This window comes from Spirillospora sp. NPDC048824, assembly GCF_043198455.1.
GTDB lineage: Bacteria > Actinomycetota > Actinomycetes > Streptosporangiales > Streptosporangiaceae > Spirillospora.
Window position 1 is genome coordinate 152,350 of sequence record NZ_JBICUS010000011.1, and the last position, 15,007, is coordinate 167,356.

Sequence of the window (15,007 nt, forward strand, 5' to 3'; positions counted from 1 at the left end):
GCGCGCGTCAGGAGGTGAGGCTCCGGGGGCGCAGGTCCGTCCAGTTCGCGGTGATGTGGTCGAGGCAGCCGGGCCGCGGCGCGGGGCCGAACGCCGTCGTCCAGCCCGGCGGGACGTCGGCGAACGCCGGCCACAGGGAGTGCTGGCCCTCGTCGTTGACGAGGACCAGGAACGTCCCGCCGGCGTCGTCGAACGGGTTGGTCATCATGCCCCCTTCTGAAGGACGCCGGGCGCGACGCGGGCGGACCGGCGGGCGATGGAGCGGACGATCTCGCCGGTGCGCACGGCGGTCATGGACAGCAGCGACGACGCGATGCCGTGGCTGTGCTCGGTGGCGCCCTGCAGGTAGACCGACCACTCCCGGCCGGGCTCGGTGGCGATGCGGTAGTCGCGCTCCATCACCGGGTGCCCGTCCGGCCCGGTGAGGCAGTGCGCGCCCGCCTCGCCGAGCAGGGCGAACGGGTCGCGTTCGCGGTAGCCGGTGGCGTAGACGAGCGCGTCGGCGTCCAGGTCCGCCGCCTCGGCGGTGGGCAGGAACCCGACCCGCACCCGCAGCCCTCCCGCGTCGTCCTGGACGTCCAGTACACGGGAGACGTTGAGGATGCGGAGCCGTTCGGCGCCCGCGACCTTCTCGGCGTAGGCGCGCCGGTACAGCTCGTCGATGAGGTCGAGGTCCACCACCGAGTAGTTGGTGTTGCGCGAGTACTCGAACAGCATCCGCTTCACGTCGCCGGAGGCCGCGTAGTAGTGGTCGACGGCCTGCGGGTCGAAGATGCGGTTGGCGAACGCGCTGTCGTCGGCGGGCGAGTACCCGTACCGGGCGAAGACCGCGCAGATCTCGGTCTCGGTGAAGGTGCGGTGCAGGTACTCGACGGCCTCGGCGGCGCTCTGCCCGGCCCCCACCACCACGAGCCGCTTCGGGGTCCAGCCGGGCCGCTCGTCCAGCCGGGTGAGCAGGTCCTCGGTGTGCCAGATCCGCTCGCCCGGCCGGACGCCCCCGGGCAGGACGGGTTCGAGCCCGGCGCCGACGACCACGTTGCGGGCGAGGTGGGTCTCCAGTTCGTCGTCGCGGCGCACGACGACTTCGAGGGTCTCGTCGTCGCGCGGCCGCAGCGCGACCACCTCCGACCGGTAGCGGACGCGGTCGGCGAACGCGGCCGCGGTCCATTCGAGGTAGTCGTGGAACTCGACCCGGGTGGGGAACATCGTCTTGTGGTTGACGAAGTCGACCAGCCGGCCCCTCGCGTGCAGGTAGGACAGGAACGAGTACGGGCTGGCGGGGTTGCGCAGCGTCACCAGGTCCTTGAGGAAGTGGACCTGCATGGTGGCGCCGTCGATCAGCATGCCCCGGTGCCAGCCGAACTCCGGCTGCTTCTCGAAGAACACCGCGTCCACGCCCCGCCCGTGCTCCGCGCCGCGCTCCTCGTCGAGGGCGACGGCGAGGGCGAGATTGGACGGGCCGAACCCGATGCCCACCACGTCATGGACGGGGGTCTGCACGCGCACCTCCGGCATCAGGCGGACTCGGCCTTGGCCGCGGCCTCGGCGATCTTCGGGACGACCTGCTCGATGACGTAGGGGACCGCCAGCGGGGTGGGGGTGCGCAGCGGCCAGAACGCCTCCAGGTCGAGCGGCACGTACGAGCCGCGCTCGACGACGGCGAGGCCGGAGAACAGCTTGTTGCCCTCGACCTTCTTCTGCGTGGCGGGGTCGTCGTTGTAGTGGCTCATCAGCACGTCCACGTCCAGCACCGAGATCTTCTCCATGCTGAGCTCGGCGGCGAAGCCCTCACCCGGAAGGTTCTTCAGCGACTCGGGCAGCACCATGCCGAACTCGCTGAGCAGCTTGACGCTGGTGTCCTCCCCGGACTTCATCACGCCGATGTTCCCGTTCGGGAAGACGCTGGTGAACGCGAACGTCCTGCCCTTCAGCGCGGGGTGCTTCTCCTTCACCTGGGCGATCTGGGCATCCACCTTGCCGACCAGGGCCTTCCCGTCCTCGGGGCGGCCGATGGCGGTGGCGACCTGCCGGGTGATCTGCTGCCAGGCGTCCTCGGCGGGGCCGGTCTGGTACGCGACGGTCGGGGCGAGCTTGGAGAGCTTCTCGTACTCCTTGTCGATGAAGAAGTCGCCGGCGGCGAGGATGAGGTCGGGGCGCAGCGCCGCGATCTCCTCCAGGTTGAATCCGGCCTCGCCGGCCTTGAGCAGCTTGGGCTTCTCGCCGGTGATCCTGGGGGCGGTCCAGGGGGCGAGGCCGTCGGCCTGGACGCCGGTCAGCTCGGCCATGCCGACGGGCGTGACGCCGAGGGCGAGCAGCGCGTCCTGGTCGACCTCGCCGAGCGCGACGATCCGCTCCGGCCGGGACTCGATCGTGGCGGTGCCGAGCTTGTGGGTGACCGTGACGGGGAACGCCCCGGCGGACTCGCCGCCGCCGGACGTACCGCCCGACGGCTCGTCGTCGCCGCAGGCGGCGACCATGCCCAGGCTCAGGACGAGTGCCGCGGTGACGGCCGCACGCCGCATCATGGTGCGCATAGAGGACCGGTGTCCTTCCACATTTCTCAGGGGGCGGGATTGCAGGGGTTTTCGACCGAAATATTAGGTTAGCCTCACCTAACTACGCAATGGGTGCAGGGGTATGAGCGGCCTCACCGCAACCGGGCGAGCAGTCCCGCCACGGTGGGCGCCTCCATCAGGGTCGCGATCTTCAGGGATTCGCATCCGGGCACCCTCCTGATCCGCCGGACGAGTTTCATGGCGAGCAGCGAATGGCCGCCGAGGTCGAAGAAGTCGTCGTCCGGGCCGGCCTCGGGGACACCGAGCTCCTCGGCGAAGATCCGGCACAGGAGCACCTCCAGTTCGCTGCCCCGCCCCGCGTCCGTCCCGTCCGCCCCGGCCGCCGGCGGAGCCGTACCGGCGGTCACGCCCCCGGCCGATACCGCACGGGCCGTCACCGCACGGGCCGTGACCGCACGGGCCGTCAAGACGGAGGGGAGGGCGCCGACCCTGATGCCCGGGTCGGCCGCGACCGCCTCCAGCAGGGCGATCAGGCCGTCCGCCATCGCGGCGACCGTGTCCCGGTCGAACAGGTCGGCGGAGTAGTCGACGACCAGGCCGAGCGTGTCCGTCCCGCCGCGCGCGTCCGCCCCGTCCCGGAAGATGAAGTCGAGGTCGAACTTCGCCGCGCCCGGCCCGAACGACGCCTCCCGCTGCTCGAGCCCGGGGAACCGGACGTCGCCGACGCCCTGGTTCTCGTACCCGACCATCACCTGGAAGAGCGGGTTGCGGCCGGGAACCCGGCGCGGACGCAGCGCCTCGACGACGGCCTCGAACGGAAGGTCCTGGTTGGCGAGGCCCGCGAGGTCGGCCTCCCGGACGCGGGCGAGCAGCTCGGTGAACGCGGGGTCGCCGGACACGTCGGCGCGCAGGACGAGCGTGTTGACGAAGAAGCCGACCAGATCCCGCGCGGCCTCCTCGGTGCGTCCGGCGACGGGGCTGCCGAGGGGGATGTCGTCTCCGGCGCCCATGCGGTGCATGAGGGCGGCGACGGCGGCCTGGCAGACCATGAACATGCTGGCGCCGGCGTCCCGCGCGACGCCGCGCAGCCGACGTGTCAGGCCGGGCGGCAGGGTGGCGGCCAGGGTCCCGCCGCGCTGCCCGGCGGTGCCGGGGCGCGGCCGGTCCACCGGCAGCGGGATCTCCTCCGGGACTCCCGCCAGTGCGCGCGCCCAGTGGTCGAGCTGCCGGGCGTGGACGCCGCCCGGGTCGAGCGGGTCGCCGAGCAGCTCCCGCTGCCACAGCGTGTGGTCGGCGTACTGGACGGGAGGCGGCTCCCACGCGGGCGGCGCCCCGTCCAGCCGCGCCGTGTACGCCTCGGCGACGTCGCGGGCGAACGGCCCGAACGACCACTCGTCGAACGCGATGTGGTGGAACACGGCGAGCAGCAGGTGCTCGCGCTCCCCCTCGGGGAACACCGCGACCCGCAGCGGGATCTCCGTGCCGAGATCGAACGGCCTGGCGATGACGTCCTCGGGCGCGCACGCCGCCACCTCCAGGACGGGACGCGCCTCCTCCGGGGCGAGGATCCGCTGGTAAGGGACGCCGTCATGCTCGGTGAAGACCGTCCGCAGGCTCTCGTGCCTGGCGGTGACGTCGGCGATCGCGGCTTCGAGGGCCGCGAGGTCGAGATCGCCGCGGAGCCGGACGGCGAGCGGCAGATGGTAGGCGCCGCGCGGCCCGTCGTCCTCGCGGAGGAGCTGGTCGAGCATCCACAGGCGGCGCTGCGCGGACGACAGCGGGATGCGCGCGGGGCGTTCCCTCGGTCCCAGGGCGGGCCGTGCCGCGGCGTCCGCGCCGGCGTCGCGGTGGACGCGCCCGGCGAGTTCCGCGACGGTCGGCGCCTCGAACAGGTCGCGGATCGCCAGTTCGGCGCCGAGCACCTTGCGGGCCCGGCCGACGAGCCGGGTCGCCAGCAGCGAGTGGCCGCCGAGGTCGAAGAAGTCGTCGTCGACGCCGGCCCCGGGGACGTCCAGGACCTCGGCGAACAGCGTGCACAGGAGCCGCTCGACGGGTGTGCGGGGGGCCCGGCTCCCGCCGCCGCGCCCTTCCCCGCGAGGGCCGCCCCGCCCCGGGTCGGGGAGGGCGCGGCGGTCGAGCTTGCCGTTCACCGTCAGCGGCAGCGCGTCGAGGGTCATGATCGCGCTCGGCACCATGTAGCCGGGCAGCCGCCGCTTGAGCGCCTCGCGGACCCGCCCGGCCAGAACACCGTGGTCGCGCGCGGCGACCGGGTCGTTGGCGTAGGACGCGGGCGCCCGTCCGGGCTCGGCCGGCGGTCCCGCCGCTCCCCCGCCGAAGACGGCGTCGTAGTACCCGATCCGGTCGGACGGTGTGAGGACCACGCCCGGGTACCGCGCGTGCAGCGTCTCCGGTTCGATTCCCTCCGGCGCCGCGGCCAGCGCCTCGCGGGCCTCGTCCGGGGATCCGCCGTCCCGCAGGGTCCGCAGGGCGGCGACCTCGCCGAAGAGCCTCGGGTCCGGAATCCCCCGGACCCGCAGCGGGCCCGCCGGCCCCGCCCCCGGTTCGCCCGGTTCCACCTGTTCCACCTGTTCCTCCAGTTCCCCCAGGCTGCTCCAGTCGACGACCGGCGTCTCCGGTGCGGGCGGCACGGACTTCCAGAGGACGACGTCGTAGCGGTGCCGGGTCAGCTCGTTGTGGCGGGTGCCGCGCTTGGTGAGCACATCGACGCGTGCGGGACCGTCCAAGGCGGTGAAGAACGCGGGGTCGAGCAGCAGTTCCTTCTCCATCCGGACGGCGCGCTCGACCGCGTCCAGGTCGCCGCCGCCGCGTCCGAGCCGGATCGCCGCGTGCAGGCACCGGACGGTCCGCAGGTCGCGGACGTCGCCGAGGAACAGCGCCCCGCCCGGTGCGAGCAGCGCCATCGCCTTGCCGATGACGTCCTGGAGGTAGCCGGGGCCCGGGAAGTACTGCGCGACCGAGTTGACGACGATCGTGTCGAAATGCCCCTCCGGCAGGCCATCGGTGTCGTGGGCGGGACGGTGGCTCAGCCGCACCGGCGAGTCCGGGCCCAGATCGGCTCGCAGCTTCGCGATGACCGGCTCGGAGAAGTCGGTGCCCCAGTACTCCTCGCTCTCGGGGGCCAGGCGCGTGAGGATCAGGCCCGCGCCCACCCCGATCTCCAGGACGCGGCGGGGACGCAGGGCACGGACGCGCTCGACGGTCGTCTCCCGCCACTCGCGCATGTCGTCCAGCGGGATCGGGGCGCCGTCGTAGCTGCTGTCCCAGCCGGCGAACTCCTCCCGGTGGACGACGGTGCCGACCTCGGTGTACTCGGCGTCGTAGATCTGCCGCCATTCGGCGAGCTGCTCGACGGCGGCGCCCTCCCGCGTCCCGTCGGGGACGATGTAGCCGATGAGGCGCTTCACGCCGGCGACGCCGGTGTCCGCGGCCACGACGGCGGCCTGCCCGACGCCGGGTTCGGCGGCGAGCGCGGTCTCGATCTCCCCCGGCTCGACGCGGTAGCCGCGGATCTTGACCTGGTCGTCGGTGCGGCCGAGGAAGTCGATGTTGCCGTCGTCGCGGACCCGCACGAGGTCGCCGGTCCGGTACATGCGCGACCCCGGCGGGCCGTACGGGTCCGCGACGAAGCGTTCCGCGGTGAGGTCGGCGCGGCCGAGGTAGCCGCGGGCCAGGCCGGCGCCCGCGATGTACAGCTCGCCGGGCGCGCCGGGCGGGACGGGCCGCAGCCGGCCGTCGAGGACGTGGCCGCGGGTGTTCCAGATCGGCTTGCCGACGGTCGGGGTGGCGCTGTCCCCGGTGCCGCCGCCGAGCGTGTTGATCGTGTACTCGGTCGGGCCGTACAGGTTGTAGCCGAGGACGCCGTCGGCCCGGGCGAGCCGGTCCCACACCGACGCCGGGACGGCCTCGCCGCCGAGCAGGACGAGCGGCGGGCGGTGCCCGCCGTCCAGGAGCCCCTCGTCCAGGAGCTGCTGCGCGTACGTCGGGGTCACGTTGATGACGTCGATGCGGTGCCGCCGGAGGTAGGCGGTGAGCGCCTCGGCGTCGCGGCGCAGTTCCTCGTCGCAGACGTGCACCTCGTGGCCTTCGATCAGCCAGAGCAGCTCCTCCCACGACATGTCGAAGGAGAACGACACGGTGTGCGCGATCCGCAGCCGGCGGCCCGCGGCTTCCACCACCGGGTCGAAGATGTTGGCGCGGTGGTTGAACTGCATGTTCGTGAGACCCCGGTAGGGCGTCACCACGCCCTTGGGAAGTCCCGTGGAGCCCGACGTGTAGATGACGTAGGCGGGGTGGTCGAGGCGCCCCGGTGTGCCCGGGGCGAAGCCGGGCAGCTCGTCCGGGGCCGGGTCCGTGCCCGGCAGGCCGGCGAGGGTCCGGGCGGTTTCCGGGTCGTCCAGCGCGAGGGTCGTGCCGGAGTGGGTGAGTCCGGCGGCGATGCCGCGGTGCGAGACGAGGCAGGCCGGGGCGGCGTCCCGGAGCATGTGGTCGAGCCGGTCGGCCGGGTGGTCGAGTTCGAGCGGCAGGTAGGCGGCGCCCGTGCGCAGGACGGCGAACAGCGCGACGACCATCTGCGCGGAGCGCGGCAGCGCGAGCGCGACGACGCGTTCGGGGCCGGCGCCGTGCGCGAGCAGGAGCCGGGCGAGGCGGTTGACCTCGGCGTTCAGCTCCCCGTAAGTGAGGCGGACGTCGGGGAGGGACACCAGGGCCGGGTCGCCCGGACGTTCCGCCGCGCGTTCCGCGAGCAGTTCGGCGACCGTCAGTTCCGGGACGGGACGGCGCGCCTCGTCCCATTCGCGGCGCAGGCGCTCGTGTTCCTCGGGAAGGAGCAGGTCGAGGCCGTGCCATGGCGTCCCGGGCGACTCCGCGAGCGCCCGGAGCACCTGCACGTACCGGTCGGTGACGCGTCCGGCGCCGGCCTCGGTGAACGCGTCGCCCCGGTACATGACGCGCAGCGCCGCGCCCGGCTCGACCACCATGGTGATCGGGTAGTGGGTGGCGTCGCGGACTTCGCGTCCGAGGACGCGCAGGTCGCCGTCCGGGCCGAACCCGCGGCCGGTGGGCATGCCGGGGAAGTTCTGGAAGACGAACAGCGTGTCGAAGAGCGTGCCGAGGCCGGTGGCGCGCTGGACGTCGGCGAGCGCGACGAACGAGTGGTCGAACAGTTCCGACCGGGCGGCCTGGACGCGGTCGAGGACGGTCGTGAGCGCGTCCGCCGGGCCGGCCTGCACTCGCACCGGGATGGTGTTGAACAGCAGGCCGACCATGGACTCGACACCGTCCACGTCCGGGTGGCGGCCGGACACGGAGGAGCCGAAGACGACGTCGTCGCGTCCGGTGAGGCCCATCAGGACCAGGCCCCACGCGGTCTCGAACAGCGTGCCGGGCGTGACGCCCCGGTCCCGGGCGACGGCGTCGAGGCGTTCCGCGAGCTCCGGCGGCAGCGTCCGGTGCACCTCCCCCGCCGCCGCGGGGTCGGCGGGGCGGCCGGCCAGTCCCGGGCGGACCAGGGCGGGCTCGTCGAAGCCGTCGAGGGCGCGGCGCCACGCCTCCACGGCGGCGGGCCTGTCGCGTCCGCTCACCCAGTCGAGGAACGCGCGGAACGGCGGGACGGGACGGGCCGCCTCGGCGGCGGCGTCGGTGTAGGCGTCGAGGAGGGAGGTGACGAGGAGGCCGCCGGACCAGCCGTCCAGCAGGATCAGTTCGGAGGTGAGAATCAGCCGGTGGTCGCCGGCTCCGAGGCTGGCGAGGGCGAACCGGATGAGCGGCGGTTCGCCGGGGTCGAACGGCTCGGCGCGCTGCGCGTCGACGAACGCGTCCAGTTCGTCCGGGGCGATTCCGGCGTGCGTCCACGGGACCTCGACGTCGTCGGGGACGAACTGCACCGCGCGGTCGCCGTCCGTCCGGAACCCGGCGCGCAGGTTGGGGAACTTGTCCAGGACGGTGCGCACCGCGTCCGCCATCCGGTCCGGGTCGACGGGCCCCGACAGCGTCACCACGGCCTGCTGCACGTAGATGTCGCGGCCCTCGCCCGCCAGCATGAGGTGGAAGAGCAGCCCCTCCTGGAGCGGCGACAGCGGCAGTTCACCGGGTGTGCCGGCCTCCACGGCGGCGCGTCCGGGGGCGGAGGCGGGGGCGGCCGCCGCGGCGAGCGCCTCGACCGTCCGCAGCCGGAAGACGTCCCGGACGGTGAACGACAGCCCGGCGCGGCGGGCGCGGGCGACGAGGAGCGCCGCGCTGATGCTGTCGCCGCCGGTGCGGAAGAAGTCGTCGTCGGCGCCGACGGCGTCGCGGCCGAGGACGGTCGCGGCCAGCCTGGCGAGGACGCGTTCCGGTCCGGTCGCCGGCGCCCGCCCCGCGGCGGGCCGTCCCGGCTCGGGCAGGGCGCGCCGGTCGACCTTGCCGTTCGGGTTGAGCGGAAGCTCGTCCAGGACGATCAGCTCGGCGGGGACGAGGTAGTCGGGCAGCAGGCCGCGGAGCCGGCCGTCCAGCACCCCCGCGTCCACCCCCGCGTCCACCTCCGCGTCGATCTCCGCGTCGGTGTCGCCCACGACGTACCCGACGAGCCGGGAGCCGTGCGCGGCGACGGCGGCGGACCGGACGCCGGGCTGGGCGGCGAGGACCGCCTCGACCTCGCCCGGCTCGATCCGGAAGCCGCGGATCTTGATCTGCGCGTCGGCGCGGCCGAGGAAGTCGAGTCCGCCGTCCGGGCGGCGCCGCACCCGGTCGCCGGTGCGGTACAGGCGGGAGCCGGGCGGGCCGAACGGGTTCGCGACGAACCGCTCGGCGGTGCGGGCCGGGTCGCCGAGGTAGCCGCGGGCCAGCCCGTCGCCCGCGAGGTACAGCTCCCCGGCGGGAACCTCGCGCAGCGCGGAGTCCAGGACGTGCGCACGGGTGTTCGCGATGGGGAGCAGTCCCCCGGCCCCCTCCCCCGGCACGGCGTCTTCCCCGGGCACGGCCATCAGGCTGTCCCCGGCGGCCTCGGAGCACCCGTACAGGTCGACCAGCCGGGCCGGGACCCGCCCGGCCAGCGCGGCGGGCAGTGCCTCGCCGCTGCTGACCCAGGTCGTGACCGACGCGGGCAGGCCGTTGTCCACCAGCGCCGACAGGAGGCTCGGGACGAGCGTGACGAGCGCGGCGCCGTGCCGTTCGATGAAGGCGGCGAGCGCGACGGCGTCGGTGGCGGTCGCGTCGCCGGCGATGGCGACGGTGTCGCCCGCGACGAGGCCGCCGAGCAGCTCGGTCGTGCCGTCGATGAACGCGGGCGAGCTCTTGGCGACGCGGACGCCCGGCGCGGCGAGGTCCGCGCCCCAGGCCAGCCGGTTGGCGAGGGCCCGCTGCGTGCCGGCGACGGCCTTGGGCGTCCCGGTCGACCCGGACGTGAAGACGACGTAGGACGGATGGTCGGGCCGGATGTCCGGCCGTGCGCGGCGCGGTGCGTCCAGCGGTGGTTCGTCCCGGCCGAGGACCAGCAGCGGCTGGACGGCGTCCAGCATCATGTCCACCCGGGCGGGCGGATGGGCCAGGTCGACCGGCAGGTAGGCCGCGCCCGTCTTCAGCACGGCGAGCAGCGCGACGGCGAACTCGGCCGAGCGCGGCAGCGCGAGCGCGACGACCTGCTCGGGCCCGGCGCCGGCGGCGGCGAGCCGGTCGGCGAGCGCCTCGGCGCGCCGGTCGAGTTCGGCATAGGTGAGTTCGGTGTGGGTGGGTTCGGTGGAGGCGGGTTCGGTGGAGGCGGGTTCGGTGCCCTCGAAGACGACGGCGGTCCTGCCGGGTGTGCGCGCGACCTGCTCCTCGACGAGGGCGGCGACCGTCCGCACGGGGAAGTCGCGGGCGGTGACGGGATGCTCGACGGGGGCGCCCAGCGTCGACAGCCTCCGCTCCGGATCGGCGGTGACCTGGCCGAGCAGCTCGTCCAGGCCGTCCAGGAGCCGCTCGACGGTCGCGGCGTCGAAGAGGTCGGCCGCGAACGCGGCGAAGCCCTCGATCTCCTCGTCCCCCTCACCGGCGGGGCCCTCGGCGAAGTACAGGTCGAGGTCGAACTTCACGCCGCCGGTCTCCGGCAGGAACGGCTCGGCGCGCACGTCCGGCAGCGCGAGCCGCACGTCGTCCAGCCGCTGGTGGACGATCATCACCTGGAACAGGGGGCTGCGCGCCAGCGAACGCTCCGGGGCGAGCCGGTCCACGACCCGCTCGAACGGGACGTCGGCGTGGGAGAACGCGGCGAGGTCGGTGCCGCGCACCCGGTCGAGCAGCTCGGCGAACGTGGGGTCGCCGGACAGATCGGTGCGCAGGACGAGCGGGTTGACGAAGACGCCGACCAGGCCGGAGAGGTCCTCGTCGGCGCGTCCCGCGATCGGCGACCCGAGCGCCACGTCGTCGCCCGCGCCGGACCGCTGGAGCAGGGCCGCGACGGCGGCGTGCAGGACCATGAACACGCTGGTGCCGGTGTCGCGCGCCAGCCGCCGCGCCCCGGCGGCCGGGAGCCGGAACGGCACGAGCCCGCCCCGGTGGCTCGCCTCCGCCGGACGCGGCCGGTCGAACGGGAGAACGGTCTCCTCGGGCAGCCCGGTGAGGGCCCTCTCCCAGTAGTCGAGCTGGGCGGACATTCCCGGTGCCGCCTCCCGCTGCCAGGCCGCGTAGTCGGCGTATTGGACGGGCAGCGGCTCCCAGCCGGGTTCGCGGCCGTCCCGCCGGGCCTCGTAGGCGCGTGCGAGGTCGGCCAGCAGGGGTGTGAACGACCATTCGTCGGCGGCGGCGTGGTGCAGCAGGAGCAGCAGCGACCATGCCGCGTCGCCCGTCCGGACGAGGGTGCCCCGGACCGGCAGGTCCCGGCCGATGTCGAAGACGTGCGCGGTGGCGTCCCGCTCGATGGCCGCGCGCCGCTGCGGCGTCTCGGCCCGCGCGTCGATCACGGCGAGGCGCACGGGGACGGCCGGTTCGAGAACGCGCTGGACGGGCAGGCCGTCCGGCCCTTCGACGAGCAGCGTGCGCAGCGCCTCATGACGCGCGACGACATCGCCGAACGCGGCGTCCAGCGCGGCCTCGTCCACGGCGCCGCGGAGGCGGAGCCCGAGCGGCAGCGCATACGAGGCGGAGGGGCCGCGCAGACGCTCCTCCAGCCAGAGCCCCCGCTGCGCGGCCGACGCCGGGACGACGTCCGGCCGTTCGACGTCGCGGACGCGCACCCCGCCGGCCTCCACCAGCCTGGGCGCGAGCGCGGCGACGGTCGGCGCCTCGAACACGTCCGCGATGGACGGCGCCGCGCCCAGGACGGCGCGGGCCTTGGCCGCGACGCGGGCCGCCAGCAGCGAATGCCCGCCGAGGGCGAAGAAGTCGTCGTCGATGCCGACCCCTTCGACGCCGAGCAACTCGGCGAAGATCGCGCAGAGCGCCGCCTCGCGGGCGTCGCGCGGGGCCCGTCCGGAGATCTCGGCTCCGGGCGCCGGGAGCGCGGCACGGTCGAGCTTGCCGTTGACCGTGCGGGGCAGCGCGTCCAAGGCGACGAGGGCGGACGGCACCATGTACTCAGGGAGGTACTCGGGGAGCGCCTTGGCGAGCGCGTCGCGCAGAGCGGCCTCGTCCAGGTCGCCTTCGGGGACGTAGTAGCCGACGAGCCGGGGCTCGCCGGGGCGGTCCTCGCGCACCACGACGGCGGCGTGCGCGACGCCCGGCCGCGCGGCGAGGACGGCCTGCGCCTCGGCGGGCTCGATCCGGAACCCGCGGATCTTCACCTGGTCGTCGGTGCGGCCGAGATACTCGATGGACCCGTCCCGGCCGCGCCGCGCCAGGTCGCCCGTCCGGTACATGCGGGAGCCGGGCGGGCCGCAGGGGTCGGCGACGAACCGCTCCGCCGTCAGGTCGGGGCGGCCGACGTAGCCGCGGGCGAGCTGCGCGCCCGCCAGGTACAGCTCGCCGGGCACACCGGGCGGGACGGGACGCAGCGCCCCGTCCAGGATGTGCGCGCGCGTGTTCCAGAGCGGGTCGCCGATGCCGGACGCGGGCAGGTCCGCGGACGTCGCCCAGATCGTCGCCTCCGTCGGCCCGTACATGTTGGTCGCGAGCGAGGCCGACGCCTCCAGCGACTCGGCGAGCGCGGCGGGCAGCGCCTCACCTCCGACCAGCACCCGCAGCCCCTTCAGCGCGGCGGGATCGAGCGTCCCGAGCAGCGACGGGGTGCCCTGCACGACCGTGGCGCCCTCCAGCAGCGCGGCGAGCGCGGCCGGGTCGCGGACGTCCCGCCGGCCGGCGAGCACGACCGTCGCTCCGCTGATCAGCGGAGCGAACAGCTCCAGGGCGGCGATGTCGAACGCGATCGTCGTCACCGCGACGAGCCGGTCGCCCGCCCCGAGGTTCAGCTGGGAGCGCGTGGTGAGCAGGAAGTTCGTGAGCGCGCCGTGCGGGACGGCCACGCCCTTGGGGCGCCCGGTCGAACCGGAGGTGAAGATGACGTAGGCGAGATCGTCACCGCGCGGTTCGGCGGACGGCGCCGCCGGGGCGGCCTGTCTCCCGCCGTTTCTCTCGCCCGTTCTCCCGCCCTTTCTCCCGCCATCGAGAACCAGGAGGCTCGTCGTGTCCGGCAGCAGGTGCGCGGTCTCGCCGGTGACGATCGCGCAGAGGGGCGCGGCGTCGTCCAGCATGCCGGCGATCCGGTCGGCGGGATGGTCGAGGTCGAGCGGCAGGTACGCGGCGCCCGCCTTCAGGACGCCGAGCAGGGCCACCGCCAGATCGGGCGTGCGGGGCAGAGCGAGCGCGACGATGCCCTCCGGCCCGGCGCCCCGCGCGCGGAGCTCCGCCGCGAGCGCCGACGACCGCACGTCCAGCTCGGCGTAGGTGAGGGACGCGTTCCCGCTCTCGATCGCGGGGACGTCCGGTGTGCGCGCCGCCTGCTCCTCGAACAACGCGACCACGTTCGTGTCCGGAACGGGATGACCGGTGGCGTTCGCGTCCTCGATCAGGGCACGCTCGCCGGCGTCCATGACCTCCAGCGCGCCGATCGGGCGGTCGGGATCGGCCAGCGCGTCCTTCAGGAGCGTCTCGAGGTGGCCGAGCAGCGCGTCGATGCGCTCGTCGTCGAACAGTTCGCGGCGGAACGTGGCCTCGACCGTCATGCCCTGCGGCCTGACGAACGCCTCCAGCGACAGGTCGAAGTGGGCGGTGCCGTTGTGGACATGCGTCCAGCCGGACGTGACACCGGGCAGGTCCAGCTCGCCGATCTCCTGGGCGAGGAACAGCAGCATCGTGTCGAAGAACGCGGAACGCCCCCTTTCCCGAGCCGGCCGCAGATCCTGGACGATGCGGTCGTAGGGCAGGGCCTGATGCGCGAAACCCTCCGCGCAGGTCCGGCCGGTGCGGCGCAGGGCCTCCCGGAACGTCGGCGCTCCCGACAGGTCCGTCCGCAGCACCAGCGTGTTGCCGAAATTGCCGATGAGCCGCTCGATCCCGGCGTGCTCCCGGTTCATCACCGCCGACCCGATCGCCACATCGCCGGCGCCGGTGTAGCGGTGCAGAAGGACGGCGTAGGCGGCGAGCATCACCGCGAACGAGGTGACGTTCTCCTCGGCGGCGAGCCTCCTCATCCCCTCCGCCACGGCGTCGTCGAACAGCCGCGCCCGGCGTCCTCCCCGCTCGGAGAGCACGGCGCCGCGCGGACGGTCGGCGGGCAGGTCGAGCGGCGCGGGCGGCGGATCGAGGCGGGCACGCCAGTACGCGAGATCGTCCTCGGCGACCGGCCGCCGCTGCTCCCACTCGGCGTAGTCGGCGTACTGGACGTCCAGCCGGGGCAGCCCGTCCGGCTCCCCCGTCACCGCCGCGCGGTAAAGGGCCGACAGGTCACGCGACAGCGTGCCCCACGTCATGCCGTCCCACGCGATGTGATGCACCACGAGGACGAGCGCGTGCTCGTCCTCGCCGAGCCGGAGCAGCTCCAGCCGGATGGGCCGCTCGTTCCGCAGGTCGAACGGCACCGCCGCCAACTCCGCCGCCCGCGCCCCCGCGTCCGGGCGGTCGGCCGGCTCCAGGTCCAGCGAAGCGTCGTCGCCGACGACCTGCACGGCACCGCCGTCCTCCCCGTCCGCATAGGTGGTGCGGAGGACGGCGTGCCGCCGGATCAACCCGCGCAGCGCCGCACGGAACGCGCCCGTATCGAGCGGCCCCGACATGCGGATGAGCAGGCAGACGTTGTAGGCGGGGCTGCCCGGGAACGTGTTGTGGTGCAGCCACATGCTCTGCTGCGCGTACGACAGGGGCGCCGGTCCGCCGGATTCCCGCGGGGTGAGCCCGGCGGTGTCCGGGCCGAGTCCGGCCTCGGCCATCATCCGCCGCATCAGTTCGCGCCGCCGTGCCGTCGTCGTCTGCTCCTGCACGCTCAACTCTTTCGCTGTCGGCTTCTTCGCTGTCGGCATCGCCACCGCCGGTTAGGTTAGCCTTGCCTATGAAAATCACACAAGGTTAGCCTTACCTAAGTTTGGGAC

At 74.2% G+C, this 15,007-nt stretch carries 4 protein-coding genes; all 4 read right to left on the bottom strand.

The window, feature by feature from the left end; genetic code table 11:
- Window positions 1–7: 7 nt before the first annotated feature.
- Complete coding sequence (locus ACGFIS_RS22790) at window positions 8–205, bottom strand: MbtH family protein (protein ID WP_392906959.1); 198 nt, start codon at window positions 203–205, stop codon at window positions 8–10.
- Window positions 205–1,515 (bottom strand): lysine N(6)-hydroxylase/L-ornithine N(5)-oxygenase family protein, encoded by a 1,311-nt coding sequence (locus ACGFIS_RS22795; RefSeq protein WP_392906840.1) that lies wholly within the window; start codon window positions 1,513–1,515, stop codon window positions 205–207. The genes ACGFIS_RS22790 and ACGFIS_RS22795 overlap by 1 nt, the downstream gene beginning before the upstream one ends.
- The gene (locus tag ACGFIS_RS22800; RefSeq protein WP_392906842.1) at window positions 1,515–2,534 is read right to left on the bottom strand and encodes an iron-siderophore ABC transporter substrate-binding protein; all 1,020 of its coding nucleotides are present in this window, start codon (window positions 2,532–2,534) and stop codon (window positions 1,515–1,517) included. The genes ACGFIS_RS22795 and ACGFIS_RS22800 overlap by 1 nt, the downstream gene beginning before the upstream one ends.
- Before the next feature lie 113 nt (window positions 2,535–2,647).
- Entirely contained in the window at window positions 2,648–14,938 is a 12,291-nt protein-coding gene (locus tag ACGFIS_RS22805) for an amino acid adenylation domain-containing protein (protein WP_392972433.1), read from the bottom strand.
- Window positions 14,939–15,007 lie beyond the last annotated feature (69 nt).